Below are 23,699 nucleotides of genomic sequence, written 5' to 3'. Positions count from 1 at the left end.
CCCCCACACGGGAGGAGATCGGCAGCGTCGATGTCGCGCCCCTGTCATCTTTTGCCCACTTGGCGGTGCTACGAACTTGCTCGCGGTGGGTTTTGGAGGAGGTCGATGTGACGACAAGCCTTGCCGCCCTGAAGAGCCAAAGCAAACGCGCCGTGAAACGGCTCATCGGTTACGATTCCCGCAACTGGCTGCGCATCCGCCAGATCGAGGCGTTCAGCCTCTTTCTCGAAGCCGGCAACCGCAAGGCCGCCGACGTGATCGAGATCTCGCCCGGCTGGAACCGCACCTGGCGGGCGATGTGCCCCAATTACCGCTCGGTCGATTTCCCCGCATTCGACATCTGCAGGAACCGCACCGACGAGCAATATTCCATCGTCATCGCCGACCAAGTGCTGGAACATGTGCAACGGCCGCAGGCGGCGGTGGAAAACATCCACGCCATGACGAGGCCCGGCGGTTGGGCAATGGTGGCGACGCCTTTCCTGTTTCGCGTCCACGCCAGGCCGCATGACTACAACCGGTGGACGCCCGCCGGCCTCAAGCAGCTGATGGTCGAGGGCGGCTTCGCGGAAGCCAACGTCAAGGTGCACGGCTGGGGCAACAAGGCCTGCGCCAAGGCCCATATCGGCGGCCCCGTCCGCGCCTACGGCCTGTGGCGGGATTTGAGCAACGACGAGGAATACCCGCTGATGGTCTGGGCGTTCGCGAAGAAGGGTTAAGAAGAGCGGCGGCGAAGCTGCCAATCTCCCCCACGAGGGGGGGAGATCGGCTAATTACCCCGCCTTTTCATCACCCGCGCATGCCGTCGCCAAACCCACCAGTCCCACACGCGCTTCCTGAAACTGCGTTTCATCGCGGTCATGGTCAAAGCCCCAGCAGCACGCGGCGCTGGCCGGTGAGGCTGCCTGGCGCGAGGTCGGTCTTGATGGTGCCGGCGGTGCCGTTCCGCTGTTCGAGCTCAGCACGCAGCGCGGCTTCCCGTGCCTGCACGTCCTTGTCCTGCGCGGTCGGTACCGGCGGCAGCGGCTTCAGTTCCGGTGGTTTTTGCAACAGGCACATGGTTCCAGCCTTCTCCAAAATTAGAGGTTCTTGTCCAGTCGTAGAGGAAAAAGTCTTCGCCGTTGCGGCCGTAACCCGGCAACAGGCAGCGTTGCGTCGCGCCGAGCCGGCCAAGCCAGCGCAGCGCCAGTTCATTGGCGGCCAAGGCGCGGGCCTCGACACGCCAGGCGCCCCGCGCCGCGACCTGAGGCCCAAGCACGGCGTGAAAGAAGTCGGTGATCCCAGGCACGCAGCGCCTCATGCGGCGCGTGCCCCAGCTCCAGGCGATCCACAACCCGCCGCGCTGTTCGGCAGCGCCAAAGCCGGCCTCCGGATTGCCGTCCAGCTCGGCGACATAGGCAAACCCCTGCAGCGCCGTCAGCGCCAGCAGTGCCGGCGACCAATGATCGAGCTGGCAGTCGATCTCGGCCCGGTCCTCAGGGCGCAAATTGGCTGCGATGTAACTGAGATCGCGCAAGGTTGCGGGGATGATGCGAGGGTGCATGCCTGGCCCTTCGTCCTGCTGTGGCGAAGCGGCGTTCGCAAGGACTTGGGACGCCAGCCGTGACGGTTGTTGAAGAATGCCGCTGTCCGGGGTTTATTCATCGCCACGACGCTTGGAAGTCGCGGCATAATCTCGGATCAGCCGAAAAGCAGACGCATCCCGTTGGTTCCTACTGAAACAAAACCACTACAAATATAAGCATCATATACACAGCAAATAATCCGGGAACACTAAGCAGTGCGGCGCAAAAAATAAGCGCCACTCGCTTCTGTTGGCTGATATCTCTAGATTTAACAGCAGCTATCCCCATGGCGATCGCGAGTGACAGCGCTATAACTCCGAAAATGGTGAAAAATAACATCGGAATCTCAAGGCTTATTGTGAGAAAGATTCGCTGCAAGGTCGGATGATGGATATAGCATTCAGTGATTTACCAATCGCCAAACGACATCGTATTCTCGAAATGCGCCCGTCCGACAGCTGACTGTGCATCGTCGTAAGCCTTTTGTGCTTCGTCGCGAATCGCCACGTAGGCAGCAATTTTACGCTCAAAAACTATCGTTGCGTTCATAGCATATCTTACCGCCTCATCGCGCGCTCTATCAGTTCCCAAGCCCGGGTCTTTCAAGTAAACTCCATTTTTGAGATATGCTCTCAAAGATACCACAAGCTTCTTATCAGCTGCGATTTTATCATCTAAAGTGATCGCGTCACGATAGTCCGTATCATGCTGCTTATAGAAGCCGTCCTGAATATCAGCCGGTGGCATTTTGAAATCGCCACGCCAAGCCCCGCCAGTCCAGCCCGGTCCGCCGTAGTTGCCATAAGTAGGCACAATTCTGTTAGCGATGTCGGATAAGCCTAAGGCCTGACCGCCACCTCGTTGATTTAGTGGCTCCCTGCCGTCGGCCAGCGGCTCTTCCATCACCTGACGCGACCTGGCCGCCATATTGTCGGCCACCCCGAATACGCTGGCCTGAAGCAAGTGATCGAGTACTGCTGGGCGTTGCTCAGGAGGCGTTGCTATGAGCACATTGCGCAATGCCACGCCCGTCTCTTGTGACGGTCGGTTCTGATCGCGGAGCGTGTCGGCAATCCCTTCCGCCACGGAATTCGGCAGAGGCTGGATCTTCTCCAGGCCCAACTGCTGTTGAGCGGCGATCGAGCCGATGATCGCCGCCTGATAGTCTTCCGGCTTCGACAGATTGTTCCACGCAGCATCCAGCGTCGCGAAAATCTTGCGAACATAGCCGCCCGGATCGTCTTGCCTCGCTTTGAACGTCAGTTCCGCGGCCGTGGCGATAGCCTCATGATGCGCTTTGTCTTCCTCCAGCTTCGTGCTGCCCTCTTTAGGAGCAGCATCCCTGATCTTGGTCTGCACGGTCTCGTTCGACATGCCGCGCATGCTGTAAAACTGCCGACTGACGTCGATCGCTCGATTGAAGGCCTGGAAGCGCCTGACACCTTCGGGAGCGCCGTAGAGAGCGACGAACTGCTCTGGGGTCGGCATCAGGCCGGAATAGGTGCCAGTGTCGCTGATGATAGCGGGAGCGTTTTGCTCGGCAAGACCGAGACTCGTGCGCGTCTCGATCTGCCGCGCGGCATCTGCGGCTCGGGCCTGATCGGCCAAGGCTGGTCGATCTGCAGCCGAAATGTCATCCCGAACGATCTGCGCTACTCGCTCCTCCGGCGTAGGCTTGCCGAGCCGGTCGCCTTTTGACGCCGCAGAGCTTGTGGTGTTTGCGTGCGGGTCACCAATAGCCTCAGCCATATCGTCCTTGGTCCGCACCCCAACTTGCGCCGTGCCCAGCATCTCGGCGGCCCGCTTCGGGTCCTGAGCGATCATCGCCTGGACCAGCGCCTTGGCCGTGTTGCTGCGCCAAGCAAGCTCAGCCGTTTGCCTAATAAGCGGGTTGCCAATCTTGGAGATCAGGTCAAAGCCGTTCTGCCGGATCACTTCGAAGTTCGCGGTATCGTTCGGGTCGCTTTGTGCAATGGAACTGGTGGAGATGTTGTCGACCTTGGTCCACTCGGTCAGTTCATAGTCGTCGCGCCGCTGAAGCTGCCGCCGCGCCATGCGCCGCGCGCCAACCGCGCGCATCGCCTCCTTCTGCCTGGCGAAGTTGGCGCGCTGGCTCTCGGGCAGGCCAGGCAAGGCATCATCGAACAGCGTGTCGAACAGGCCTGATTTGACCACCTGGCCGTTACGCGGGTCGACCTGGCCGTACATGGCCTCATACAGGCCGGCGCCGTCGGGCGGCGCATTCGCTGCCGCCTCGTCTTCCGCCTGCGCGATCCGTCCGTTGAACCGCCGCCGCGCCAGCTCTGCGTCGAACACCTCCTGCTGATCCTTCATCTGCTGGTAGCGCTCGGCGACAGCGGAAAGCTGGTCGCCAAGCCCCTGCATGGCGCCACCGACTGGCGATCCCTGGGAGTACTGGACAGCGTTGCCAGCATCGAGCCGGCGCCGCGCTATGGAGAGAGGTATGGTTGCCATCGGTTTGTTTCCTGCCACAGGGGCGCTTCGCTGGAGATCACGGCATGGCCAATCGTGCCGGACCGTTGGTCAAACCGGCAGGCGACGTCGTCACGGTCTTGGAGCGGCGTCTCGGCGGCCTGCGCACTTGACCGGCCCCGTCGCCAGTGACCTACTTCAGACACCGACGGCTATCCAGGAGACGGGCGAATGGACATTCGAGCGACACTGACGGAGCTATGCGAAGCCTTCAACGCGCACGATCTCGATCGCATCATGGCGTTCTTTGCCGACGACTGCGTCCTGGAGATGCCGAGGGGAGCCGAGCCCTGGGGAACGCGCTGCGAGGGCAAGCGCAACGTACGGGACGCGCTGGCGACACGCTTCGAAGGCCTGCCCGATGTCCACTACGGCAACGGACAGCATTTTGCCGACGAGGCTGCCAACACCGGCATGTCGAAATGGACCCTCACCGGCACCACCCGCGAGGGTGTAAAAAAGCAAGTCCGGGGCTGTGATTTCTACACGTTTCGCGACGGCAAGGTGATCCGCAAGGATTCTTACTGGAAGATCGTGGAGTAACCCACGGCGTCAATTCGAATTGCGGTGGTGCGACCGATAAAAGTGCACTGTCACCGTAATTCGCCGCCCCGCCCTGAACTCTCTCGAGAAATAGTCGGGGCGAATGTCGGCCCTCAGCGTCGGGCGCAGGGGCGATTAGCGTCCAGCGGCAAGACGCGATTAGAAGATCGCCACGAGGGGCGCTAACCAGTTCAATCTTTTTCTGACAAAGCAATTGATTGGTTTCTACTATTGCGCGACCATCGCGCGGGTGAGAACAACAGGGTGGGGAGCATTTACATGCTAGTCAGTGTGTTTTTAGTAATTGTAGCAATCTGCCCTGGCCTATTGATAATTGCCATTTGGCAGTTTTTTCAAATGAGGAAGGAACGGAAGACTGCGTTGGAGAACCAGACTTTGCTCGCGGAGCACATCCAACGCTTGGAAACTAAGTACGAGCCGATATTGAACATAGAAGCCGAGGTAGCACGCCTGACTGGAGATGCGCAATTTCAGGAGGACAGGATCGCGAACTTGCGCTCAGACTATTCCGATAAGAAGGCGATCTTTGACCGATTGCTCAGAGAAGTTGCGGTCTTCGACGACAAGTTGGCGTTCGCCGAAATGGGTGTCTACGAGCCACACTTCGATTTCACGGACAGCGAGGAATACAAGGCCGCGATCTTGGCGGCGCGTGAGCAGCAGAAAGCTATGATATCAGCCGAAAGGGCTGTAATCTGCACCACTCAATGGCAGGTAGATGGCAGCTCTGCGAAGGGCCAGACGATGACCCGCCGTAACATTCGGTTGACGCTAAGAGCTTTCAACAATGAATGCGATGCCGCGATCGCCAATACGCGCTGGAACAACGTCAATGCTATGGAAAAACGCATCCAAAATGCCCAGGCTCAAATTGACAAGCACAACGCGTCCAACTCTATTTTCGTCACCGATGACTTCGTCAAGCTCAAGCTTAGAGAACTTTACCTCGCGCACGAGCATCGCGAGAAATTGAAAGCCGAAAAGGAGGAGAGAGCCGAAGCTGCGCGCCTCGCCCGCGAAGAGCAACGATTAATCCGTGATATGGAGCAGGCGCAAGAGGAGGAAGAGCATTATCAGCGCTTGCTTGACAAGGCGAAGATTGAGGCTGCGAAAATAGTGGGACCAAAGCTCGATGCCTTCGCCGATCAAATCAAACTGCTCGAACAAGACCTAGCGGCGGCGCATGCGAAAGTCGAAAGAGCGCAAGCCATGGCAGAGAAGACGCGCTCGGGATACGTTTATATCATCTCGAATATAGGTTCCTTCGGCGGCGATGTCGTGAAAATAGGGCTCACGCGGAGACTAGACCCCCTGGATCGCGTCCGGGAGCTTGGCGATGCAAGCGTCCCATTTGTTTTCGATACCCATGCGATCATCTACAGCGACGATGCCCCGACGTTGGAGCGTGCGCTTCACGGAGAGTTTGAGCCGACGCGGGTGAATGCCCAGAATTATCGAAAGGAGTTCTTCAGGACTTCTCTTGACGATGTGGAAGCTGCGGTGAAACGCCTTGCACCAAATGCGCCATTCTTCAAGGATATCGAAGCCCAAGAGTATCACGAAACGTTGTCGAGGAGGCGACAGGCTCTTGAACTTGTCGAACATGCCGAACAGGCGGTGTTCCCAGACGCGATCTAACAACCGGCACACTTCGCCCAAGCGCCGCACGAACTCAATCACCGAAACGCCCCCAGCGGATCGCTCTGCTCCGCCGCCCGTCGCGCCGCCTTGAACTCCGCCGGATCCACCACCGCCTCGCGCAGCATCATCACGCCGTAGCGCGTCGCTGCCATCAAATCATCCCGCAGCTTCACCACCTGACCGTCCTTGCGATGAAACAGCCGAAACTCCTCGAACCAGTCGGCAAGCGTGGAAAACACCTTGAAGCGGCCGGACTGCATGCGGTCGAGCATCTCCATCAGCCCGGCCTCGACCGAGACCGAACCGTCCGAAAATTGCGCGTGACGCGACAGCATGTTGAGCCCATGCGCCGAATACTGCCGGGCGAGCGCCACCCCTGCCCCTTCCAGCGTCTCTCGGCGGCCGTCGCGCGGCCAGGCGAAGGGCAGCCATTCGCCCCATGGTTTCAAGGTCAGCGTCTGCATCGCCGGCGTCTGCTGCGAGGCCCGCGCCGCCTTAGTGACATAGACGACATCAGCCTCCGTATCCCAGGCGAGTTCGACCGCGGCCGAAGGATGGTCCCAGCCGAAATCGAGCGCGCCGAGCCTTGGCCAGTAGCGCGGCAGCCGGAACGGCTCGCAGGCGATCAGCGCCTCGGCCACCGGGAAGATGCGGCCCGAACCCAGCACCGGAATGCCGCGGGCGCGTGCCTCGCGCTCATGCGCCGGATAGGCAGCGACGATCGCCGCCCGCTCCTGCGGCGTGTAGTGCGCGGCATCGTCGATGGTCATGAAGGTGACGTGTCGGGACATGGCGTATTTCCCTCTGCGCGGTTCGACCATTGTCGCCGCACCTCATCGATTCATTGCGACCTTTGACGGGGCGTACCGGTGCAATTCACGCTGGCATCACGCTGGGTATCGCAAAAGACACACCAGAAAGGAGGACCGCAGCATGACGCTCGGCAACCGCCAAGCGCGACACCAGTCAAATGCCAACCTATGGCCTTTCTTGTGAACCGACAGAAATTTCCTGCAACCCATTGGAGTACGACAGATGAAAAAAATGCAGAGCAACACATCCGTAATGCTGTTGAATACACCACCGCGTCCGGCAAGTGGCGATGGCGACGTCATCATGCAAGTCGACGGCCGCGAATTTTTGGTGAAATGGAAGAATGGAATCCCGGACGTCTCGTCCGGCAGCGAGCCAGCGATCATGCTGAGGGCGGAGGAGAAGACCCTTGGCGCTGTGCAGTGCTACAAATGCTGGGTGAATACCGAAACCGGGGCCTGGGCTTGTCTTCCAACAACATGTTGACACGGTAGTTCCTTGCCTGACGGGTGCAATTTCAGAAAGCGAGCGAGCCGCAATGGTTGCGGCCCGCTCCTGCGGCGTGCAGTGCGCGGCATCGTCGATGGTCATGAAGGTGACGGGTCGGGACATGAGGGGTCCTGAATCAGCCTGGGAGATGCCGACTGTACCGTATTGTTCGGATGGTGTTTTTCGGATCAACGCGACGGTTCTTCTCCCTTGTGGGAGAAGTCGGGCGCATCACCCCTTCGCCATCCCCTCCACTTGCGCCGCCGAAAGAAACAACAGCACCACATCCGACATCCCCAGAAGGGGCGTAAACGTCACGATCGTAATCCCGCCCGTTGCATTGGTGCGGGTCAGGCCCTCGGAATAGATGTCGAGCGGCGGTTCCTCGTCGAACCAGACGCCGTGTAAAGTCTCGCCCTGCCATTTCTCGCGGCCCTTCTCGAAACTCTTGAACGACAGCACCGATTCATCGGCCTGCACGTCGCCGCCGCCGCCCCAGCGCACCACGACGCTGTCGAGCGCGCCCGGTGCGCCGCGGCCCATGAAGGTCTGCACAATGGCGTCGGCCGGGATCATGCCGGTGCCCCAGGCCGCCTGCTGCTGCGGCGGACCGACCAGCACGCGCTGCGGATTGTCACGCGTGCCTTCGCCGGTGACGCCGGCCGCCCACAGCCTGACAGCAGAGTCAAACACCTTGCCTTGCCACCACCGGGGATAACGGCCGGTCAGGTGCATGGCCCATTCGGCGCCCCCTGCCCTGGTCTTGCCGAGCTGGTTGCCGGCCATGAACAGGCGCTCGCGGTTCTGGGCGCCCGCTGCATGAAACTCGGCCTGGCGCTGATACGGTCTATAGGCCGCCAGTTGATTGGTCCGGCGCCGTCTGTCCAGTTCCGTCAGCAGCGCCAGATATTCCGTCTTCACGGACATCACCGGCCTCTTCGAGGAACGGCTTGACGACGGCCTCGAGGGCGCGGATGCGGCTGCGGATTTCGTCATCGCTCAGGCCGTCCATTTGGTTGATCTTGGCATCGAAATCCTTGGGCAGCACCGACAGCACGATCTTCAGATATTGATCCGGCTTGTCGGCCCGCACCTCGGCGATGACGCCGGCGCCATGTGTGCGAAAATCGGCCCGCACGGCGGCCAGGAAATCGTCGCCCAGTGTTTTCTTGGCGCGTTTGCGGCGCGGCTTCTGTGTCGCGGCCGGTTTGGCGGCGGACCTGCGTCTCGCCGGCTTGCGGCGCGTCGGCCCGGTTGCGGTTTTATCAGTCATGGACCTGGTCCATGGCGCTGGCACCGGCAGCGAAAACCATTTCGGCCTTGGGCGCCGCCGGTCCGGGCCGGCTGGCTCGCTTCTTCGAGCGAACCGTTTTCCTCTTTGCCTTCTTGGCGCGCTTCGGCCCTGTCACCTGGGCGGGATTCGCCGCACCGACAGGCTTTGCCGCACCGGCCCGCGCCTTGAGCCGCGCCATGACGAGACCGACAAGGGGTCCGGCAATGCCGGCCTGCGGAAAACAAAAGCCGCCGGCCGCATCCCGCACCATGCCGATCTTTATGCCGGGTGCGACCTGCTCGACACGCCCCAGGCGTGGCTGCGGTGCGGCGCCTTCGAATTCGCCGATGGCGCTGACGATTTCCTGGCCGTCAGCATCGGTGATGATGGTGGCGTAGCGGGTCATGGGTCGTCTCTCGGATTGCGAAATGAGTCATCGGGCGAAGGATGGCATTCCTTGGCGCCCCCCTCTGTCCCGCCGACATGTCTAGCCCAGAAACAAAAAACCCGCCTCGGCGGCGGGTCGTTGGCGCAACTCAGCACCATGGGCAAAAATGTAGCATAGCTGCACTCACCCCGTCAACCACTTTCTGAGAAAAAATTCCTAGTCTGGTCGAAACTCCCGCGCTGAGCGACGCTGGCAAAGCGCGTAAAACCCTGCTTTTGCCGGCGGCTGGTCATAAGCCGGCAGGTGTGAAATCATTCGTCGAAGCTCATGGAATGATTCCCGTCGCACGGCCTTGTGGGAGAGGACGATGGACAGACCAGCCATGGCATCCGTGTTCAGGATGCGGCATGCACCAGCCACGGTTTCCGGCGTGTGCAGCACCGGCCAGGGTCAGGCCGATCCAGTCATCCGCGTGCGTTCGCTGGGCGAAGCCATCCGTTTCGTCGCCAACGCCTACCCCCAATACGACGTCGGCGCCGTCGCCATCAGCTGTGGGGATGTTTCGATCGGCAGCCTCGGCAACCTGGAGGTCAAGGCGCTGTGGCGCGAATATGGCGAACGGCTGACGCAGGAATAGGCGTTCGCCCGCAGCCTTTCTGGAGCGGAAATGCCGCTCGTGCGTTTCAACCCCAGCCACGGGAGCAATCGCCATGAATGTCGCCAACCTGCAACTCGAAGGCCTGTTGATGGCCGTCGCCTCGATCAATCGTCTCCTGGTTCAAAAGGGGGTGCTGACGGCGGAGGAAATCGACCTGGCCCTGCGCAAGACCGAGGCCGGCGAAACCAACGAGGAACGATCCGAAGGCATGTCCGCATCCAGCCGCGACGCCGTCAACTTTCCGATCCGGCTGCTGGAACTCGCCAACCAGTGCCAGCCGGAGGCGGAGCTGCCGTCCTTCTCAAAGCTGGCCCGCATGGTCGGCAAGATAAAGGAACCCTACAACGACCAGCTGTGAACGGTGCCGGCGGGCCGGCATGCGTCCGCGGTGGCCCACTGCCCTCGCCTCAAGCCCTGCCCGGCCATCCCAAATTGAGCGAAAGCACCTTGCCCGGTCCATGCACCGCCGCAAACAGCAGTCCGGCCAGGAACGAAAAATGGTCGATGAAGAAGCCGAACTCGGCCTGGTTGCCGGCCCAGTGGCTGGGTCCGTGGAAGGCAAGGGCCAGGAACAGCACATAGGCGGCGGCGACAAGGGCCGCCTGCGTGAAGAAGGCGCCGGTCAGGAAGCACAGCACCAGCGCGACTTCCAGGATCGCCGCGCACCAGGCCAGGAACAGCGGAAACGGAAAGCCGGCGGCGGCGATATAGCCGGCGGTGGCCGCCATGCCCATGAATTTGAACGTCACCGCCATCAGGAAGACGCCGGCGAAGATCAGCCGGGCGATGAGAAGGGCCGCGGTCTGCCACGGCGATTGAGTGATTTGCGACGACATGCTCGTTCTCCAGCTTTGCAGGTTGCTCGCTCCTAGGACGCGCGACGGACGCCAGATCCGACACACCAGGCCAATTTTTCTCGACAGGGCGCTTGCCGCGGGTCGAAGCAGGCTTCGAAGCCTCACACCGACGGCAAGGAGCGATCTTCGGTTTGCCGGCCGACGGTATAGTGTTGCTCCCTCAAAGGGGGAACGGACATGGCCAAGGCATTGACCATCGGCGCACCGCGGCATCCGGCGATGAGCACCGCCTACGAACAGGAATGCAGGGATATGCTGGCTCCGCATCTCGATGCCCTGCTCCACAAGGTCGAGGCTGCCGGCTGGGACCGCCGGCAGGCCGCCTCGGCACTCATGTATCTCGCCGCGATGCGGCTGAAGCCGGCCTGACGACACGCCGGCCCGAACAGCTTTCCGGCGCATCGCGCGATTGAAACTTGTTGGTAATCACGAATGTGATATTGTTAGCCGGGGCTAATGCAGCGGTGTGCCGGTGCAGCAATTTTGGGTGGGCTGAAATTTGCGAACAAGCGTCAGGTTTGGGGCGATACCTCGTGGCGTGGGGTCGGCGACGCTGGAATGCAGCGGCTGCGGCGGCGCTGGCCAGGTCTTCCAATGTCCGCGCTGGACGAGTTCCAACGGCCATTGTTGCCCTGCCGGCACCCACCGGCGCGGCTGCCCCGGCCTCAGCGCGGCATGCTCCGAATGTGACGGCGACCACGCTGCCGACGCCGACCCGATGCGGCCATCGGCCTGATACAGGCCGGTTGCAGCCTGGCCGTGTCGCCTGGTGGAACCGGCGGCGCCGATCTGTGTTATGTCGTGTTGATCGCGGGCGCCGAAGGTTGCGCGTTTCCCCGACAACAGAAAGCGAGGCCTGAGATGGCTGACGACAAGTCGAAGACGAAACAGGACCGCAAGCAGGTCTCGGGCGAAGAGCCCTACGAGGTTGCCGCCTTTGCCCGCAAATACGGCATTCCGCCAAGCGAGGCACAGACCATCATCAAGCGCTACGGACCCTCGCGCAAGAAGCTCGACGCCCATATGGCGGCCCGCGGCTAGCCGAAACCATTTCGCCTGGGCGGCGTTGAAGACGCTGCGGGCCGCGTCAACCGGGCCTGGTGGTACGGTGAACAGGATGTCTTTTTCCCGGTTTCTCATCCTGGCCAACGAGACGGCAGACGAGCATCTGTCCCACCCGGCCCGCAGCGCCACGCATTGAGGGAGGTTGTCATGTCCGACACCATACGCAGGACCGGCAGCTGCCTGTGCGGCGGCGTGCAGTTCGAGGTTCACGGCGCGCCGCTGCGCGTCGGCCTGTGCCATTGCAAGGATTGCCGCAAGGCCGGCGGTTCGGTCTATTCGGCCTTTGCCATCTGGCCGCGCGAGGCCTTCGAGACCACCGGCCTCGTCAGCTCCTATGGCACGCGCAGCTTTTGCCCGACATGCGGCGGCCGCGTCGCCTGGGTCGACGACAACGAGGCCGAGGTGGCAATCGGCAGCCTCGACATCGCGCCGACCGATCTCGTGCCCGAATATGAATTGTGGACCTCCAGGCGCGAGACCTGGCTGCACGCTTTGCCAGGCGCCGGACAGTTCGAGCATGACCGCCCAGCCACGTACAACGCCGAAGCGCCGACGCCGAGATCGCTGTCGGACATCGACGCAGAGATTTGATCTCCGGGCAAGGGAACCCTGCCCTGTCGCCGACGTTACCGGTCGCCTCTCACGCATGTCGCCCGGCGACTTGCGGCAATCATGGAGACGACCGTTGAACGACAAGATGTTTCCCCGCCCCATCAGGCTGAAATTCGCGCCTGAGCGCGAGCGCATCGTCCGCAGCGCCTGGGAAGGCCTGGAATGCCTCGGCGACTGGCCGGCTGGTCAGGGACGGCGCTACCGGGCGGCGTTGCGCAGCTGCCGCGATGCGCTGGATGGCTGGACGCCGCCGGAAAAAGCGATGCGGGCGGTGATCGACGCCGCGCGCGAAGCAAAACTCCTGCAGTAGTTGGAAAACAGGACATGTCCGAGCTCATTTTGCCCACACCGATGCGGATCAAGCCGCATGGCTCGGACACGATCCGCGACGTCGCCACGCTCAGGGATGCCAGCGAAATCCTGATCGACTGGCCGCAGGCCAAGCGCGGCCCGTTCTACCAGGCGGCGCGCGAGAAGGTCGAAGCCGCATTGGAAACCCAGACAGGCGCCGCCGAGGCGCAGGAAGCCTTCGCAGCGCTCTGCAGCCACGCCGGCGTCTTGGTGCGGTAGGTGTCAAAGGAAGCAGACGTCGTGCCTCGCCTGCTTTGTCATTTCGTTGGAAGCTCGCCCTGGACAATCGGCTGAGAGGTTTCGAATCCAAAGCTCTTCGGCACCAGAAGAATCAATGCAATCACGATGGCGATCGACGCAAGCAACGTGGCTGTGGCTGCAATATCTCTCACGATAATCTCTCCAAATTCCAAGTCGTGAGAAAACGCTCCCGAGAAAACGAGGTTCCATTAGCTTGTGCGATAATACCAGTGAGCCGGCGTTTATTGCTTCGGCGGCTGGGGTGGAACTTCACCCGGCTTGATCACCGGCGTCTTGCCTTCGTCGGGGGCCGGCGCCGCCATGCCCTGGTCTCCCGTCGGGGGCGGTTTCAGCACGCCGCCGCAGTCGTTGAGCTTCGCGGTCAAATTGCCGTCATCGGCTTGCTTTTCAGGCTGCTGTTTTGCCTCTTGCCCGGTCTGAGCCCTGCATTTGTCGGCCTGCGGCGCCTGGCTGTCGTTCTGCTGCTGGGCTGCGGCCGGCACTGCCAGCGCCAGCATAAGGCCGAATGGCATGATGGCGAGAGTTCTCATCCCTGCCTCCTTCTTTCTTTCACGGTCGCCTGCGGCGGCCTTCCCTTCACAGGGACAACGCCTGTCGACGAAAAAGGTTGGCCGCGTCGCCGGGCGGCATTGCAACCAAACCCGTTCGCCGGCCGTTGCGCGTGCCGGAGGCGGTCATGTTCGAAGGTTTTCAAGGCGCGGAAATCGACACCGGCGATGCCGGCATATTCTGCCTGCGTGCCGGGACCGGGCCGCCATTGCTGTTGCTGCACGGCTTTCCGCAGACGCATCTGATGTGGCGCGACATCGCGCCCGCTCTGGCCAGCCGGTTCAGCGTCGTCTGCGCCGATTTGCGCGGCTATGGCGGCAGCTCCTGTCCGGCGTCCACTCCGGACCACGCACCCTATGCCAAGCGCGCCATGGCGGACGATTTGGTGAGGCTGATGGAGAAGCTGGGTTTCAGCAGCTTCATGGTCGCCGGCCATGATCGCGGCGGGCGTGTCGCCTACCGCATGGCGCTCGACCATCCGGGCAGCATCGACAGGCTCGCCGTCCTCGACATCGTGCCGACCGCCGATGCCTGGGACCGCGCCGACGCCAGGCTGGCCCTGGGCTATTGGCCATGGTCGCTGCTAGCGCAGCCCGAGCCATTGCCCGAAAAGATCCTGTCCGGCGCCGCCGAGGCGATCGTCGACAATGCGCTCAACGGCTGGGGCTCACAGCCATCGGCGTTTCCAGCCGAAGTGCGTCAGGCCTATGTCGAGGCCCTGCGTACGCCTGCCCACGCCCATGCCATCTGCGAGGAATATCGGGCGGCAGCCACGCTCGACCGCGAGCATGACCATGCCGACAAGGCAGCCGGCCGGCGCATCCGCTGCCCGCTGCTGGCGCTATGGAGCGGTCAGGGCGCGTTGGCGGATTGGTATGCCGGCGAAGGCGGACCACTGGCGCTGTGGCGCGGCTGGGCCGACGACGTGCGCGGCCAGCCGATGCCGGGCGGACACTTCTTTCCCGAGGAGAACCCGGCGCGGACGGCCGATCTGCTGGCCGGCTTCTTCAGTGAGACCGGTCACGGCATCTCCCCGCGATCGGAATTACCTTCGCCTTCCCTTTGATGGGCTCAGGACGTTTCGGTTTCAGGCAGGTCGGCGCCCAACTGCGGAACGATGATCGAATCCAGCGGCGCCGTCAGCGACCAGCTGAGATGGCCCGGGCTGCGATCCAGCACCGCCAAGCCGTTCAGCGATTGCGGCGCGACCCGTTGCAGGACGACGGTGCCGAAACCCTTGCGCGTGCTTTCGTCTTGCCGCCCCCCGGGCCGCTCTCCCTCACGCACCGGCATCGTCTCGTCCCAGAGCAGATGGATTTCCAGCTTGTCCGAAGCGCCTTCGACGATCCGCCAGGTGATCTCCAGCCGCCCGGCCTCGCTCGCCAGCGCGCCATATTTGGAAGAGTTGGTGCCGAGTTCATGAAACGCCATGCCGAGATTTTGCACGGCATTCGGCTGCAGGGTCAAAAGCGGTCCGGAAAGCGATACCCGCGCCTCGTGACCGAACGGCTTGAGCTGCTCCTGGGCAAGGTCGAAGAGGCTGGCGCCGGCCCATTCCGAGTTCACCAGCAGATCGTGCGACCGCGACAGCGCCATGATGCGGGAACGGATCATCTCCTCGAACTCGCGCGGATCGGTCGAGCGTTTGCTGGTCTCCCGGATCATCGAGAGGATCACCGCGAACTGGTTCTTGACGCGATGGTTCACCTCGCGGAGCAAAAGCCTGATCCGGCGCTCGCTCTCCTTGCTGGCGGTGATGTCGCGGGCGATCTTCGATGCGCCGATGATCTCGCCGGACGCGTTCCTGATCGGCGAAATGGTCAGCGACACGGCGATGAGGCCGCCATCCTTGCGCCGGCGGATCGTCTCATAGCTGGCCAGGAGTTCGCCCTTGCGAACCCGGCTGATGATGTCGGTCTCTTCATCCTTGAGATGATCGGGGATGAGCATGAGCACGGAGCGGCCGACGGCCTCTTCGGCGGTGTAGCCGAACATGCGTTGCGCCGCCGCGTTCCAACTGGTGATGATGCTGTTCAGGTCCTTGCTGACGATGGCGTCGAAGGACGAATCGACAATCGCCGCCAGCCGAGCGTGGGCAGTGATTTCGAGCAGGCTATCGACGCTTGCCAATTCTGTCATTGCCCCGTCGTGGCCCCACCTTGCCGCCTCCCGCCAGCGTCCGGGCATGCGTGAGGATTCCCCTCCTGCCAGAAATGCCTGACCGGGCATTTTGGTTGCAGTCGGTGCGCAACATTCCGCATTTGCGGTCGCGGACACGCATGTCACGATAATGCCCGGCCCTCCATCTCGGCAATGCCTCTGCGGCCGTAAATGCCGATCCAGTCGAGCTGCTGTAAGCCCGGTGGCCGCTTCGCCCTGTCCGTCTTATCGGCCTGCTTTTTCGGAGCCAGCGCCGTTGGGCGGCGCAACGGGCACTGCATCGGCGTCGGGATTCCTTTGCGGACAGTCCTCGTAGCTGTGGTCGCGCCCGCCGCAGAAGGAACAGCACATGGCCTCGCGATCCCCGCTTCCGGGCCGCCATTGCGGAGTTTTGTAGGGCTTCCTGCCATCCATCCCCAGCAATGCACGACGGACCATTTGGTTGCGCTGCCACAGACGGCGAGCCGGCGGTTGCGGAACCACCCGGCGGGATGCAAGTTTCGGCCGATATGTCCATTCGAGGAACAGCCATGCCAATGCGCCGAATTGCCTTGACGGCAGCGATCCTGCTGGCCGCGACCGGCCTCGCCGAAGCCAGGCCCGACACCCGCACGATGAGTTGCGACCAGCTCCGGCAACTGCTCCAAAGCCGCCATGCCGTGGTGCTGACCACAGGCCCCAACACCTATGACCGCTATGTCAGGCAGTTCGGCAACGAATGCGACTGGCCGGAGGTGCCGATGTCGGCCTATGTCCCGACCCGTGACGGCAGCTGCCCGGTCTACCGCTGCGAGGAACCTGTCACCAACTTTCCGGACTGACACCGCGCTTCCAATCGGCTTTGCCGCCGCAGTGCGTTGATCCCGGCGCGCGAACCGGCTAGGGGTGGGGCGCAACGTGCATTTTCCCGCTTCGTCTAATGGTAGGACAGCGCCCTTTGAAGGCGTGAATCGAGGTTCGAGCCCTTGAGCGGGAACCAGCAACCAAGCGCTTGGCTGGTTCGAACCCGCGCGCAGACTGGCCAGCCGGCTTCAGCACATTAGCGCGCGCTTGTATTTCACTCGAAGCAGGATCATCATCCAGGCCGTCAGTGGCTTGAAGGGGTACAGCGCATGGAACTGAGTTGCTTTGACGGGGGCGTCCTTGCGTCGACGATGTCCCTGAACGTCACGGCGGTTTTCATGATATTGGCCGCATTTGCCGCATTTCGGCTGGTTGCAATGTCAGGCGAAGGTTCTGTCGACCAACTCCAGACGGCGTAGCCGGCAGAGAACCTCCCGTGCAGGAGAACGGCATATGGCCGCGAGAAAGGTGATAGCCGTCAAGGACTGGTCTTGCGGCATGAGCGACGAGCTTGGCCGCGTCGTGCTGACCATCAACCCGACCGAGGGTGAGCCCATCCTGGTTTTGATGACAATTTTCCAGGCGGCAAGGATGGCCGGGGAATTGCGGGCGCCGAAACTCGTCTCCATACCCCGGTGATGCCACGCCCCTGGCAAGGCGGATCAAGCTCGCCGGGGCAGCCCCAACGCCCTCCCCGGCGAGCCCTGTTGCTCCGTTACGATGAACAATGGAGCAATTACTGCTTTACGGATCCGGGCGCCATCAAGTTGCATCCGGCTCCTGAAACCATTTCGCGGACCCCGCGTTGACCACCGGGCCGACACAGGAGACATCTCATGACCGTCAACTGCCGCATATCGATCGACAACCGGCCGGAGGCCACGGACGCGGTTTTTCAGGCGGTTCCGCGGATCGGCGAAAGCGTTGCGCTGTCGATCGATGGAACCACGCAGGATCTGCGGGTATCGCGTGTCGTGCACGTCACCAATGGCAGCCTGGAAGGTGCCGCGATCGTCGTCGAAGTGACGACCAACATCCTCTGAATCGAGAGTTATGGTCCGCTGGGCCGGCCGGCACCGCGTTGCGGCGACCGGCAGCCTGAAAGGACTGGAGCGGCTCACGCGCGGTGACCCGCTACTCCTTGCCGCTTTCGGAAATGCCGTTGCCGCCGGCGGTTGGCAGGATGCCGAAGTCTTGCGACTTCGCCCCTTGCTCCGCCGTCAGGAAGCCGTCCGAGGCAAGCCCGCGCCGCAGCAATTCCCTGACCGCGGCCGAACGGCTCGGCATACGCTTGTCGAAGCGCCAGTTTTCCAGCGCAGCCAGCTCGTCTGACGTCAGCATGATCTGCAACCGTTCCGGGCGTTCCAGTTCAGTCATCGCGCTCCCTCGCTCAGGATCCCGATACCTCGAATGAGTATTCAACTCGCTTACCTAATAGTTAGGAAAGCGCTCCTAGCGCGTCAAGACCTCGGGATGAGTGAACTGCTTCTCATGCGCATGATGAGCCTGATGGTATTCGGCGTAAGGCGCATACTTGCATAACTATGCTAACTAGCTGATTTGTTTAGATATTATTTAATTCGTGACTTGCCAAGACGAAGCCCCTGCCGCATTGTGCAACCTGAACAGAAAACCGTTCCCTTTGGGAGGTTTCGATGCGGTATGATTACTCGGCGCGACTGCGCGATGACGTCCGTTCAGCGGTCCAGATCGCCTTCAGGAAGACCGGCATCGTCAGTATCACGGCGGTGGCGGAACATGTAAGGGTCAGGAACCTGGCCGAAAACATCGCCCTCGAGGACGTCGAATACCTTGTCTTCCAGGCAGCCCAGCTGATTGGCGCCGCAATTGAATTCGACGGGCTCACCAATTTCGACGGCGTGGCTGGCCTGTTCGTGGATGGTCTCGGTGGCGACGATGGCGGGCGGATGATCGCCCAACGCGACGGGTCTGGTCCGGCCACCCTGCAGTAATGCGGTACCCGGCTGAACAGGGGGCCTTCTCAAAAGGCCGCCCTGCTGTTTCTGAACCGGGTGATGACCAGAGCCGTTCCGTCAGGCGGAGCCGGCGATTTGTGAGGCGAAGTCGCGATAGGGACGCAGAGGGCGGCCCAGAAGCGCGGTCAGGCGCTCCACGTCGCCGGCCTCGGGCAGCATGCCGTCGGTCAGGAACCGTTCGCCCATCAAGCGCATGTCGTACGCCATCCAGGCAGGCAGGAACTGCTTGAGATTCTGCTCGAAACCTTCGGTGTTGTCGCCGCCGTAGCTGATCGGCCGGGCGAGCACGTCGGACCAGATGGCCGCGATATCCGTCCCGGTCAGTGTCTGCGGACCGACGAGGTTGATCCGCTCGAGCGCAAGCGGCTCCGCGGACCGTTCGCGGCGCAGCAGCTCGAGAGCGGCGATCTCGGCGATATCACGCACATCGACCATGGCGAGGCCTTTGGCGCCGATCGGCATTGTGTAGGTGCCATAGCCGGTGATGACGTCTTCGATCATCAGGTCGTTCTGGATGAAATAGGCCGGGCGCAGGATCGTAGCCTGGAAGCCCATCTGCTCGATCATTCGCTCGACGCCGAACTTGCCGGCGAAATGCGGCACGTTCACATACACGTCGGCATGGATCACCGAGAGATAGACGATCCGCTCGATGCCCGCCGATCGGGCGACGTTCAGCGCGACCAAAGCCTGGGTGAATTCGTCCGGCACCACGGCGTTCAAGAGGAACAGGGTGGAAACGCCGGACATGGCCTTGCGCAGTGAATCGACATCGAGAAAGTCGCCTTGCGCGACCGATACGCCCGCCGGGAAGCTGGCTTTCGACGGATCGCGGACGAGAGCACGGACGTCGGCGCCGCGTTTGACGAGGTGCTCGACGACTTGGCGGCCAACATTGCCTGTGGCGCCGGTAACGAGGATGGTCATGGAATTTCTCCTGTTGGGTTGCTTGACAGGCCCAATATGTGTGGCTCACAAACACTCAAACAGACCGAAATTTTAGACGCACCGTCTCACTGGTGGAACACCTATGGATATTCTGGCCCTCACCGATTTCAACCTCGTTGCCCGCCATGGCGGTTTCGGCAAGGCGGCACGGGCCACCGGCCGGCCCAAGGCAACCCTGTCGCGGCGCGTTGGAGACTTGGAGAGCAGCCTTGACCTGCGCCTGTTTGAACGGGGTGCGCGTAACCTGAAGCTGACCGAGGAAGGACGGGCGCTTTTCGAGCGGACGGGGGCGTTGCTTGCCGAACTGGACGAGACGGCCGCGGCGATCGCCTCGGGCGGTCAAAGACCCAAGGGGAGACTGCGGATCAGCGCGCCCCTGCTTTTTTCTCAGACCGCGATGGGGAGGATCGCCGCGGGATTTGCCCTCAAATTTCCGGAGGTGAGGCTGGAGGTCACGACGGAGGACCGGGCTGTGGACATGATCGAGGAAGGCTACGACCTGGTGATCCGGGTCAACCCGGATCCCGACGAAAGCTTGGTCGGACGGGCGTTTCTCCGCGACCGGCTGGTCGTCGTGGCGAGCCCTCACCTTCCTCGCACCGGTGGACCGGCCCCTGCCGTTGCGCGCGGGAAAGGCGAACGGCAAACATGGCACGTGAAGACAGAGGGTGGCCGGTCGACGATCAAAATCGAGCCGGTCCTCGCTTTGGGAACGCTCATTATGGTGCGCGATGCGGTGCGGGCGGGGGTCGGTGCGGCACGTCTTCCCATTTCGTTGGTGGCCCACGATTTGGCTGACGGCACGTTGGTGAATTGGGGGGACATCGACGCCCCTGAGATCGCTCTTTGGACGCTCTACCCCTCCCGGCGGCTGCTCAGCCCGCGCGTGTCGGCGTTCCTGGATTTTCTGAAACAGGCCTTCCCGAACGGGACGCCGGACGAACTGGCCGCCTATATCGGCAGGTGATGCCCGACCGCTTTCGCCGGCAAGAACTTTTATTTTTGGCGGAAGGAGTTTGCGGTGGAACAAGTTGGGGCGACGGCAATTACCTTGTCGCCCTACAAGAGGAGGACGTCGTGAAAGACTTGCGCAGTCTCCTTGCCGAACTGTCAGCCAACTGGCTCAAGCGCCGCAAGGCGCAGGCGCCCACGACCGTGAACACGGTCAAACCCCGCCCTGCCCACCAGGCGACGCGGCAACGCGCCGCCCACAAACCCAAAACTCCGCCCACCCGCGACGTCGCCTCGAACATGTGAGCCCCGCGGACAATGTGGGGCCCAATACCGCTGGGGGTATCGGCAATCTATCACGCCAGATTGATTGGTAGCGACGAAACCTTGAGCGGCCATAAGCGTTTATTGCTTCAGCCCAATTGAGGTGGTTCCAATGCAAACGGCATGGTTCTCCAAACCTGTGGCGGTTTCGGTCGGCGTCACCGGTTCCATCCATCATCTGTCCAACACACAGCAGGCCATTGATTTGCTCACCACACATTGGCGTGACGCAGGCAGCCCGAAGCATAGGTCCGCACTGCGCGCCTGCCAGCGGGCGACGAGCGGCGATGTTGCCCCCGACGTCGCCAGGGCGGCGCTCGTCGAAGCAGCGCGCGAAGCCCACATCCTGATCGAATAGCCACATCCTTATCGAATAGCCACATCGTGATCGAATAGGCGTATCGATTGAACCTGCTGACGCTATAATCGCTGCGCCCCCTCCGGAGAACGCCTGCCATGACCCTGAAAACACGCAAGCTCGGCAGCCAGGGGCTGCAGGTCTCGGCTATCGGCCTCGGCTGCATGGGCATGAGCCAGTCCTATGGCCCGGCCGACGAGGCCGAATCCATCGCCACGCTGCACCGTGCCATCGACCTCGGCTGCACCTTCCTCGACACCGCCGAAGTCTATGGCCCTTACGACAACGAAGCCCTGCTCGGCCGGGCATTGAAGGGCAAGCGCGACCAGGTGACGATCGCCACGAAATTTGGCTTCCGCATCGAAAACGGCAAGCAGACCGGAACCGACAGCCGGCCCGAGCACATTCGAGAGGCGGTGGAAGCCTCGCTCGGCCGCCTCGGAACCGACCGTATCGACCTGCTCTACCAGCACCGCGTCGACCCGGCGGTGCCGATGGAGGATGTCGCGGGCGCCGTCGGCGAACTCGTCGCGCAAGGCAAGGTGCGCTTCTTCGGCCTCTCGGAAGCGGGTGCAGCCAACATCCGCCGGGCGCATGCCGTGCATCCGGTGTCGGCGTTGCAGAGCGAGTATTCGCTGTGGGAGCGCAATCTGGAGCCGGAGATCATCCCGCTGCTTGGCGAACTCGGCATCGGCCTGGTGCCGTTCTCGCCGCTCGGCCGAGGGTTTCTCACCGGCGAGGTCAAGCGTGCGGAAGACTATCCCGACGGCGATTATCGCCGCAACGACCCGCGCTACCAGGGCGAAAACTACGACGCCAATGTCGAGGCGGCCGCCAAGGTGAGCGACATCGCCGCTGCCCGCGGCGTCAAGCCCGGCCAGGTCGCGCTGGCCTGGCTGCTGGCGAAGGGCGACGGCTTTGGCATCGACATCGTGCCGATCCCCGGCACCAAGCGCAGAAAATACCTGGAAGAGAACGTCGCCGGCGCCGCTATCAAACTCGATGCCGCCGAGATGGCCGCGCTCAACGAAGCGCTCGCGCCGGGAAAAATCTCCGGCCCGCGCTACACCGAGCGGGGCATGGCGATGGTCGACCGGTAGGGGGCGCCTGCTCCAGCGTCCGCGACAATCTCGCCAAGCTCGTTCCGAATAGTGATGCTAACGAAAGCCCAGATGCTTCCGATAGCAGTGGGTTTCCACGGTGAACCTGCCGGCGACATCATCCGGCAGCCAAAGTGCGTCTTCGAAGCTGCGGTTCAAGCGCCATCCTTCGCGGGCATAAAATCTCTGCGCGCGGACATTTCCCGCCGTGCAGAAAAGCTCTGCCTCCGCCACGCCCTGTTCGCACAAGAGATGCTCGGCATAAGACAGCAGATCGCGGGCGGTTCCGCTTCCCCGTGCTTGCGGGCTTACATAGAGTTTGACCAGCTCCGCCCCGTTTATCGAGACGAAGCCAAGCAATCCATCGGCTGCCGCCACATGGAAGGCATCGGTGGATTGCTCCAGCCACAGCGCAAAATGCGCCGGCGTTCGGTACGCCAGGATTTCGGCTGGAACCAGATGCGCATGGGCATCATGCCAGCCCTGATGCCACAGTTGCACGATCGCCGACCGGTCGGCTTCGTGGGCTGGGCGAATTTCGAGCATTTCTCACCGCCGACGGGTAGCTAATTTCGTAAGGCCGCGCGGAGGGCCGCCTGGTTCCACCGGCCTTCAGCAGTTTTCGGTCACCCCGCCGCTGCCGCGGTAACCTTCTTGGACGCGGCCCGCTGTCGCCGCATGCGCCGTTTGGCGACAAGCTTGAGCGCGACCGGCGGCTCGTTTGACAGCGCGCCCAGCACGGCGTCGACCATGCCATGCGCCACGAAATCCGCGTTCATGTCACGCGCCAGTTTGCCCGCCGTCTCCTTGTCCTCGCTGTCGGCCTCCGACCAGAACACGATTCCCACCCGAAGTGCGGCCTTCGCACGCTTCAGCCGGCGGACCAGAAAGCGGGCGTGCTTGATGGAATCCCGGTTCAGGAATCCGACCACGACGGTGTCGACGGTTTCGAGCTCAAGGCGGCGAATGCCGGCGGGTTCCATATCGGCAAAGCTGGCTTTCGACACCGTCGCGCCCTGGACCTCCAGCACCTGCGCCAGCATCGCGGCAGCGGCGTCGTCGAGCTCGCCACGCCCCCCGGCGCAAAGCACGGACATATCCGTGCCATCGGGCAGTTCGGTCTCGTCCTCCCCGCCGGGATCGTCATCGTCGCTCGCCTCTGCGGCCACGGGCGGCCCCTCCTCCTCGCCTGCCTCCTCCTGCGCGCTGTCGTCGAGATTGGCGACCAGCATCAGGGCACTGGCCGCCACCTGCCGCCTTTGCAAATCGCCCATGACGCCGCGCACACGGTCCTGTTCGCCCAGCAGAAGCGCCGGAATGGCAACCTTGTCATAGAATTCGACCAGATATTTCTCCTCCAGCATCTCCTCGGCATGATCGGTGGCTTCTTCCGGATCGCCGGCCAGCAGCCGCTGGTACAGGCGCGCATGGGGTTCGAG

At 62.3% G+C, this 23,699-nt stretch carries 35 protein-coding genes, 1 tRNA gene and 1 pseudogene; 21 read left to right on the top strand and 16 right to left on the bottom strand.

Translation table 11 applies throughout. The features are described from left to right. The first annotated feature begins 107 nt into the window (after positions 1–107). On the top strand, positions 108–719 hold the full coding sequence (locus EN949_RS16925) for a methyltransferase domain-containing protein (RefSeq protein WP_127367826.1): 612 nt from the start codon (positions 108–110) through the stop codon (positions 717–719). A 145-nt stretch (positions 720–864) separates the two neighbouring features. Here the strand turns inward: EN949_RS16925 and EN949_RS37115 are convergent, their stop codons facing one another. The 4 genes from EN949_RS37115 to EN949_RS36160 all read right to left on the bottom strand — a co-directional run bounded on the left by EN949_RS37115 (position 865) and on the right by EN949_RS36160 (position 4,040). Next, on the bottom strand, positions 865–990 hold the full coding sequence (locus EN949_RS37115; protein ID WP_281035567.1) for a hypothetical protein: 126 nt from the start codon (positions 988–990) through the stop codon (positions 865–867). Further along, entirely contained in the window at positions 959–1,543 is a 585-nt protein-coding gene (locus tag EN949_RS16920) for a hypothetical protein (protein ID WP_127370794.1), read from the bottom strand. Before EN949_RS16920 ends, EN949_RS37115 begins: the two co-directional genes overlap by 32 nt. 169 nt (positions 1,544–1,712) lie before the next feature. Then, positions 1,713–1,904 carry a hypothetical protein gene (locus EN949_RS16915; protein ID WP_127366045.1) on the bottom strand — a complete coding sequence of 64 codons (192 nt, stop codon included), beginning with the start codon at positions 1,902–1,904 and terminating at the stop codon, positions 1,713–1,715. 69 nt (positions 1,905–1,973) lie between these two features. Continuing rightward, positions 1,974–4,040 (bottom strand): hypothetical protein, encoded by a 2,067-nt coding sequence (locus tag EN949_RS36160; protein ID WP_206526430.1) that lies wholly within the window; start codon positions 4,038–4,040, stop codon positions 1,974–1,976. Positions 4,041–4,229: 189 nt separating this feature from the next. Between EN949_RS36160 and EN949_RS16905 the strand changes: the two genes are divergently transcribed. Together EN949_RS16905 and EN949_RS16900 are read left to right on the top strand one after the other, a co-directional pair. Continuing rightward, complete coding sequence (locus EN949_RS16905) at positions 4,230–4,601, top strand: nuclear transport factor 2 family protein (RefSeq protein ID WP_127366046.1); 372 nt, start codon at positions 4,230–4,232, stop codon at positions 4,599–4,601. 381 nt (positions 4,602–4,982) lie between these two features. Beyond that, positions 4,983–6,260: a DUF4041 domain-containing protein gene (locus tag EN949_RS16900; RefSeq protein ID WP_245459085.1), complete on the top strand. Its 1,278-nt coding sequence runs from the start codon at positions 4,983–4,985 to the stop codon at positions 6,258–6,260. Positions 6,261–6,298: 38 nt separating this feature from the next. Here EN949_RS16900 and EN949_RS16895 read toward each other — a convergent pair whose 3' ends face one another. Next, positions 6,299–7,054, bottom strand: coding sequence for a terminase family protein (locus tag EN949_RS16895; RefSeq protein WP_127366048.1), 756 nt, complete (start codon positions 7,052–7,054; stop codon positions 6,299–6,301). A gap of 244 nt (positions 7,055–7,298) precedes the next feature. On the opposite strand from EN949_RS16895, the gene EN949_RS16890 reads away from it, so the two are divergent. Continuing rightward, positions 7,299–7,562 (top strand): hypothetical protein, encoded by a 264-nt coding sequence (locus EN949_RS16890; protein WP_063172565.1) that lies wholly within the window; start codon positions 7,299–7,301, stop codon positions 7,560–7,562. A 234-nt stretch (positions 7,563–7,796) separates the two neighbouring features. Here the strand turns inward: EN949_RS16890 and EN949_RS16885 are convergent, their stop codons facing one another. Genes EN949_RS16885 through EN949_RS16875 form a run of 3 tightly spaced genes read right to left on the bottom strand, consistent with a single transcriptional unit; the run spans position 7,797 to position 9,244 of the window. Further along, positions 7,797–8,492, bottom strand: a complete 696-nt coding sequence (locus EN949_RS16885) for a terminase family protein (protein ID WP_245459088.1) — start codon at positions 8,490–8,492, stop codon at positions 7,797–7,799. Continuing rightward, positions 8,413–8,838, bottom strand: a complete 426-nt coding sequence (locus EN949_RS16880) for a hypothetical protein (RefSeq protein WP_245459091.1) — start codon at positions 8,836–8,838, stop codon at positions 8,413–8,415. Before EN949_RS16880 ends, EN949_RS16885 begins: the two co-directional genes overlap by 80 nt. Then, entirely contained in the window at positions 8,831–9,244 is a 414-nt protein-coding gene (locus tag EN949_RS16875) for a hypothetical protein (RefSeq protein WP_127366050.1), read from the bottom strand. The genes EN949_RS16880 and EN949_RS16875 overlap by 8 nt, the downstream gene beginning before the upstream one ends. Positions 9,245–9,593: 349 nt before the next feature. On the opposite strand from EN949_RS16875, the gene EN949_RS16870 reads away from it, so the two are divergent. Next, a complete protein-coding gene (locus tag EN949_RS16870; protein WP_063168562.1) occupies positions 9,594–9,863 on the top strand; it encodes a hypothetical protein in 270 nt (89 codons plus the stop codon). 73 nt (positions 9,864–9,936) lie between these two features. Beyond that, positions 9,937–10,242, top strand: a complete 306-nt coding sequence (locus EN949_RS16865) for a hypothetical protein (RefSeq protein ID WP_013530780.1) — start codon at positions 9,937–9,939, stop codon at positions 10,240–10,242. A 49-nt stretch (positions 10,243–10,291) separates the two neighbouring features. Here the strand turns inward: EN949_RS16865 and EN949_RS16860 are convergent, their stop codons facing one another. After that, positions 10,292–10,720: a DoxX family protein gene (locus tag EN949_RS16860; RefSeq protein ID WP_063168563.1), complete on the bottom strand. Its 429-nt coding sequence runs from the start codon at positions 10,718–10,720 to the stop codon at positions 10,292–10,294. Positions 10,721–10,918: 198 nt separating this feature from the next. On the opposite strand from EN949_RS16860, the gene EN949_RS16855 reads away from it, so the two are divergent. From EN949_RS16855 to EN949_RS16835, 5 genes are all read left to right on the top strand, one after another. Then, positions 10,919–11,110 (top strand): hypothetical protein, encoded by a 192-nt coding sequence (locus tag EN949_RS16855; RefSeq protein ID WP_127366051.1) that lies wholly within the window; start codon positions 10,919–10,921, stop codon positions 11,108–11,110. A gap of 492 nt (positions 11,111–11,602) precedes the next feature. Then, the gene (locus EN949_RS16850; protein WP_013530777.1) at positions 11,603–11,782 is read left to right on the top strand and encodes a DUF3606 domain-containing protein; all 180 of its coding nucleotides are present in this window, start codon (positions 11,603–11,605) and stop codon (positions 11,780–11,782) included. A 171-nt stretch (positions 11,783–11,953) separates the two neighbouring features. Then, on the top strand, positions 11,954–12,397 hold the full coding sequence (locus EN949_RS16845; protein WP_127366052.1) for a GFA family protein: 444 nt from the start codon (positions 11,954–11,956) through the stop codon (positions 12,395–12,397). A 94-nt stretch (positions 12,398–12,491) separates the two neighbouring features. Further along, positions 12,492–12,728: a DUF982 domain-containing protein gene (locus EN949_RS16840; RefSeq protein ID WP_013530775.1), complete on the top strand. Its 237-nt coding sequence runs from the start codon at positions 12,492–12,494 to the stop codon at positions 12,726–12,728. A gap of 14 nt (positions 12,729–12,742) precedes the next feature. Continuing rightward, positions 12,743–12,988 carry a DUF982 domain-containing protein gene (locus EN949_RS16835; RefSeq protein ID WP_027160738.1) on the top strand — a complete coding sequence of 82 codons (246 nt, stop codon included), beginning with the start codon at positions 12,743–12,745 and terminating at the stop codon, positions 12,986–12,988. Between the two features lie 38 nt (positions 12,989–13,026). Here EN949_RS16835 and EN949_RS37110 read toward each other — a convergent pair whose 3' ends face one another. After that, positions 13,027–13,161 (bottom strand): hypothetical protein, encoded by a 135-nt coding sequence (locus EN949_RS37110; RefSeq protein WP_263484935.1) that lies wholly within the window; start codon positions 13,159–13,161, stop codon positions 13,027–13,029. Positions 13,162–13,251: 90 nt separating this feature from the next. After that, positions 13,252–13,560, bottom strand: a complete 309-nt coding sequence (locus EN949_RS16830; protein ID WP_013530773.1) for a hypothetical protein — start codon at positions 13,558–13,560, stop codon at positions 13,252–13,254. A 146-nt stretch (positions 13,561–13,706) separates the two neighbouring features. On the opposite strand from EN949_RS16830, the gene EN949_RS16825 reads away from it, so the two are divergent. Then, positions 13,707–14,645, top strand: a complete 939-nt coding sequence (locus EN949_RS16825; protein ID WP_127370795.1) for an alpha/beta hydrolase — start codon at positions 13,707–13,709, stop codon at positions 14,643–14,645. Between the two features lie 5 nt (positions 14,646–14,650). Here EN949_RS16825 and EN949_RS16820 read toward each other — a convergent pair whose 3' ends face one another. After that, a complete protein-coding gene (locus EN949_RS16820; RefSeq protein WP_013530772.1) occupies positions 14,651–15,718 on the bottom strand; it encodes a PAS domain S-box protein in 1,068 nt (355 codons plus the stop codon). Between the two features lie 551 nt (positions 15,719–16,269). On the opposite strand from EN949_RS16820, the gene EN949_RS16810 reads away from it, so the two are divergent. From EN949_RS16810 to EN949_RS16795, 4 genes are all read left to right on the top strand, one after another. Beyond that, positions 16,270–16,560 carry a hypothetical protein gene (locus EN949_RS16810; protein WP_013530770.1) on the top strand — a complete coding sequence of 97 codons (291 nt, stop codon included), beginning with the start codon at positions 16,270–16,272 and terminating at the stop codon, positions 16,558–16,560. An 84-nt stretch (positions 16,561–16,644) separates the two neighbouring features. Then, positions 16,645–16,718, top strand: a tRNA-Gln gene (locus tag EN949_RS16805). A gap of 317 nt (positions 16,719–17,035) precedes the next feature. Next, complete coding sequence (locus tag EN949_RS16800; RefSeq protein ID WP_013530769.1) at positions 17,036–17,221, top strand: hypothetical protein; 186 nt, start codon at positions 17,036–17,038, stop codon at positions 17,219–17,221. A 197-nt stretch (positions 17,222–17,418) separates the two neighbouring features. Beyond that, positions 17,419–17,625 carry a hypothetical protein gene (locus EN949_RS16795; RefSeq protein WP_013530768.1) on the top strand — a complete coding sequence of 69 codons (207 nt, stop codon included), beginning with the start codon at positions 17,419–17,421 and terminating at the stop codon, positions 17,623–17,625. Positions 17,626–17,716: 91 nt separating this feature from the next. Here EN949_RS16795 and EN949_RS16790 read toward each other — a convergent pair whose 3' ends face one another. Then, positions 17,717–17,959, bottom strand: a complete 243-nt coding sequence (locus tag EN949_RS16790) for a hypothetical protein (RefSeq protein WP_013530767.1) — start codon at positions 17,957–17,959, stop codon at positions 17,717–17,719. Between the two features lie 278 nt (positions 17,960–18,237). Between EN949_RS16790 and EN949_RS16785 the strand changes: the two genes are divergently transcribed. Next, positions 18,238–18,555, top strand: a complete 318-nt coding sequence (locus EN949_RS16785) for a hypothetical protein (protein WP_127366304.1) — start codon at positions 18,238–18,240, stop codon at positions 18,553–18,555. Positions 18,556–18,636: 81 nt separating this feature from the next. On the opposite strand, the gene EN949_RS16780 is transcribed toward EN949_RS16785, so the two are convergent. Next, positions 18,637–19,506: an NmrA/HSCARG family protein gene (locus EN949_RS16780; RefSeq protein ID WP_013530765.1), complete on the bottom strand. Its 870-nt coding sequence runs from the start codon at positions 19,504–19,506 to the stop codon at positions 18,637–18,639. A 103-nt stretch (positions 19,507–19,609) separates the two neighbouring features. Here EN949_RS16780 and EN949_RS16775 point away from each other — a divergent pair, with 103 nt between their 5' ends. The 4 genes from EN949_RS16775 to EN949_RS16760 all read left to right on the top strand — a co-directional run bounded on the left by EN949_RS16775 (position 19,610) and on the right by EN949_RS16760 (position 22,260). Further along, entirely contained in the window at positions 19,610–20,494 is an 885-nt protein-coding gene (locus EN949_RS16775; protein WP_013530764.1) for a LysR family transcriptional regulator, read from the top strand. 110 nt (positions 20,495–20,604) lie between these two features. Then, on the top strand, positions 20,605–20,784 hold the full coding sequence (locus EN949_RS35875) for a hypothetical protein (RefSeq protein WP_024501614.1): 180 nt from the start codon (positions 20,605–20,607) through the stop codon (positions 20,782–20,784). A 130-nt stretch (positions 20,785–20,914) separates the two neighbouring features. Then, the gene (locus EN949_RS16765; protein ID WP_013530762.1) at positions 20,915–21,160 is read left to right on the top strand and encodes a DUF982 domain-containing protein; all 246 of its coding nucleotides are present in this window, start codon (positions 20,915–20,917) and stop codon (positions 21,158–21,160) included. A 98-nt stretch (positions 21,161–21,258) separates the two neighbouring features. Further along, complete coding sequence (locus EN949_RS16760; RefSeq protein WP_127366303.1) at positions 21,259–22,260, top strand: aldo/keto reductase; 1,002 nt, start codon at positions 21,259–21,261, stop codon at positions 22,258–22,260. Positions 22,261–22,317: 57 nt separating this feature from the next. On the opposite strand, the gene EN949_RS16755 is transcribed toward EN949_RS16760, so the two are convergent. Beyond that, positions 22,318–22,806: a GNAT family N-acetyltransferase gene (locus EN949_RS16755; RefSeq protein ID WP_127366302.1), complete on the bottom strand. Its 489-nt coding sequence runs from the start codon at positions 22,804–22,806 to the stop codon at positions 22,318–22,320. Positions 22,807–22,886: 80 nt separating this feature from the next. After that, a pseudogene (locus EN949_RS16750) lies at positions 22,887–23,699 on the bottom strand (AI-2E family transporter); the annotation flags it as partial.

It is taken from the genome of Mesorhizobium sp. M7A.F.Ca.US.007.01.2.1, from assembly GCF_003998165.1.
Lineage (GTDB): Bacteria > Pseudomonadota > Alphaproteobacteria > Rhizobiales > Rhizobiaceae > Mesorhizobium > Mesorhizobium ciceri.
The sequence above is the reverse complement of the archived record's forward strand: the minus strand, read 5'-3'. Positions and strand labels throughout refer to the sequence as shown.

Bases quoted from the DNA above. Each gene is read 5' to 3' on its own strand.
- EN949_RS16860 (WP_063168563.1), bottom strand. From the start codon at position 10,720: ATGTCGTCGCAAATCACTCAATCGCCGTGGCAGACCGCGGCCCTTCTC.
- EN949_RS16790 (WP_013530767.1), bottom strand. From the start codon at position 17,959: ATGACTGAACTGGAACGCCCGGAACGGTTGCAGATCATGCTGACGTCA.
- EN949_RS16880 (WP_245459091.1), bottom strand. From the start codon at position 8,838: ATGACTGATAAAACCGCAACCGGGCCGACGCGCCGCAAGCCGGCGAGA.
- EN949_RS16830 (WP_013530773.1), bottom strand. From the start codon at position 13,560: ATGAGAACTCTCGCCATCATGCCATTCGGCCTTATGCTGGCGCTGGCA.
- EN949_RS16825 (WP_127370795.1), top strand. From the start codon at position 13,707: ATGTTCGAAGGTTTTCAAGGCGCGGAAATCGACACCGGCGATGCCGGC.
- EN949_RS16810 (WP_013530770.1), top strand. From the start codon at position 16,270: ATGCCAATGCGCCGAATTGCCTTGACGGCAGCGATCCTGCTGGCCGCG.
- EN949_RS36160 (WP_206526430.1), bottom strand. From the start codon at position 4,040: ATGGCAACCATACCTCTCTCCATAGCGCGGCGCCGGCTCGATGCTGGC.
- EN949_RS16765 (WP_013530762.1), top strand. From the start codon at position 20,915: ATGCAAACGGCATGGTTCTCCAAACCTGTGGCGGTTTCGGTCGGCGTC.
- EN949_RS16755 (WP_127366302.1), bottom strand. From the start codon at position 22,806: ATGCTCGAAATTCGCCCAGCCCACGAAGCCGACCGGTCGGCGATCGTG.
- EN949_RS16775 (WP_013530764.1), top strand. From the start codon at position 19,610: ATGGATATTCTGGCCCTCACCGATTTCAACCTCGTTGCCCGCCATGGC.
- EN949_RS16820 (WP_013530772.1), bottom strand. From the start codon at position 15,718: ATGACAGAATTGGCAAGCGTCGATAGCCTGCTCGAAATCACTGCCCAC.
- EN949_RS16920 (WP_127370794.1), bottom strand. From the start codon at position 1,543: ATGCACCCTCGCATCATCCCCGCAACCTTGCGCGATCTCAGTTACATC.
- EN949_RS16850 (WP_013530777.1), top strand. From the start codon at position 11,603: ATGGCTGACGACAAGTCGAAGACGAAACAGGACCGCAAGCAGGTCTCG.
- EN949_RS16855 (WP_127366051.1), top strand. From the start codon at position 10,919: ATGGCCAAGGCATTGACCATCGGCGCACCGCGGCATCCGGCGATGAGC.
- EN949_RS16875 (WP_127366050.1), bottom strand. From the start codon at position 9,244: ATGACCCGCTACGCCACCATCATCACCGATGCTGACGGCCAGGAAATC.
- EN949_RS16780 (WP_013530765.1), bottom strand. From the start codon at position 19,506: ATGACCATCCTCGTTACCGGCGCCACAGGCAATGTTGGCCGCCAAGTC.
- EN949_RS16760 (WP_127366303.1), top strand. From the start codon at position 21,259: ATGACCCTGAAAACACGCAAGCTCGGCAGCCAGGGGCTGCAGGTCTCG.
- EN949_RS16890 (WP_063172565.1), top strand. From the start codon at position 7,299: ATGAAAAAAATGCAGAGCAACACATCCGTAATGCTGTTGAATACACCA.
- EN949_RS16785 (WP_127366304.1), top strand. From the start codon at position 18,238: ATGCGGTATGATTACTCGGCGCGACTGCGCGATGACGTCCGTTCAGCG.
- EN949_RS16845 (WP_127366052.1), top strand. From the start codon at position 11,954: ATGTCCGACACCATACGCAGGACCGGCAGCTGCCTGTGCGGCGGCGTG.
- EN949_RS16795 (WP_013530768.1), top strand. From the start codon at position 17,419: ATGACCGTCAACTGCCGCATATCGATCGACAACCGGCCGGAGGCCACG.
- EN949_RS16915 (WP_127366045.1), bottom strand. From the start codon at position 1,904: ATGTTATTTTTCACCATTTTCGGAGTTATAGCGCTGTCACTCGCGATC.
- EN949_RS16885 (WP_245459088.1), bottom strand. From the start codon at position 8,492: ATGTCCGTGAAGACGGAATATCTGGCGCTGCTGACGGAACTGGACAGA.
- EN949_RS16895 (WP_127366048.1), bottom strand. From the start codon at position 7,054: ATGTCCCGACACGTCACCTTCATGACCATCGACGATGCCGCGCACTAC.
- EN949_RS16865 (WP_013530780.1), top strand. From the start codon at position 9,937: ATGAATGTCGCCAACCTGCAACTCGAAGGCCTGTTGATGGCCGTCGCC.
- EN949_RS16800 (WP_013530769.1), top strand. From the start codon at position 17,036: ATGGCCGCGAGAAAGGTGATAGCCGTCAAGGACTGGTCTTGCGGCATG.
- EN949_RS16905 (WP_127366046.1), top strand. From the start codon at position 4,230: ATGGACATTCGAGCGACACTGACGGAGCTATGCGAAGCCTTCAACGCG.
- EN949_RS16835 (WP_027160738.1), top strand. From the start codon at position 12,743: ATGTCCGAGCTCATTTTGCCCACACCGATGCGGATCAAGCCGCATGGC.
- EN949_RS16870 (WP_063168562.1), top strand. From the start codon at position 9,594: ATGGACAGACCAGCCATGGCATCCGTGTTCAGGATGCGGCATGCACCA.